Source organism: Dellaglioa sp. CoH-57-MRSF-19 (assembly GCF_056781975.1).
This window is the reverse complement of the sequence record NZ_JBXAXW010000105.1, coordinates 1-517: the sequence shown is the minus strand read 5'-3', so window position 1 is coordinate 517 and position 517 is coordinate 1. Positions and strand designations below refer to the sequence as shown.

General features: G+C 55.5%; 2 protein-coding genes. Both read left to right on the top strand.

Annotated features, from left to right (window positions below; translation table 11 throughout):
- Window positions 1-8: 8 nt before the first annotated feature.
- Window positions 9-164, top strand: coding sequence for a DUF1289 domain-containing protein (locus AC1RO3_RS08475; protein ID WP_481764000.1), 156 nt, complete (start codon window positions 9-11; stop codon window positions 162-164).
- 61 nt (window positions 165-225) lie between these two features.
- The coding region (locus AC1RO3_RS08470) for a nicotinamide phosphoribosyltransferase domain-containing protein (protein ID WP_481763999.1) at window positions 226-517 on the top strand (292 nt) is incomplete at its 3' end.

The window sequence follows — 517 nt, the reverse complement described above, 5'->3', positions numbered from 1 at the left end:
GTCCATGCATCGGGGTCTGCTCCACACTCTTCGATGAAGAGTGTAAAGGGTGCGGGAGAACTGCCCAAGAAGTAGCAGAGTGGGTGTTCCTCGATCCGAAGCAACGGGCCGAAATAGTTGCCCGCGTTGAACAAGAGGCAAGAGCCCTCAAGTTCAGGTTTTAAGCCGTATCGCCCGGGGACAGGAGTCCCCGGTTCACAAATTCTTAGCAACAGGAGTTGCAAAATGGACAACCAATTCAATCTCGCGCTTGACACCGACGTTTACAAGTGGAGCCACGCAGCTCAACTGCCGCCCGGCGTGCAGTTTGCTTCGTCGTACTGCTCGGCACGATCGGACAAGGAATACCGCGCTTCCATCTTCTTCGGCCTGCAAGCCGAGCTGCGGAATATCGTGGCTAATCCGTTGACGCGTGAGCAAGTTGAAGAGGCTCGTGAGATCGCCGTCGCGAATTGCGGGACTTTCCCGTATATCGAGTTCATGCAAATCGTGAACGAACACGGCGGTCTTCCTCCCG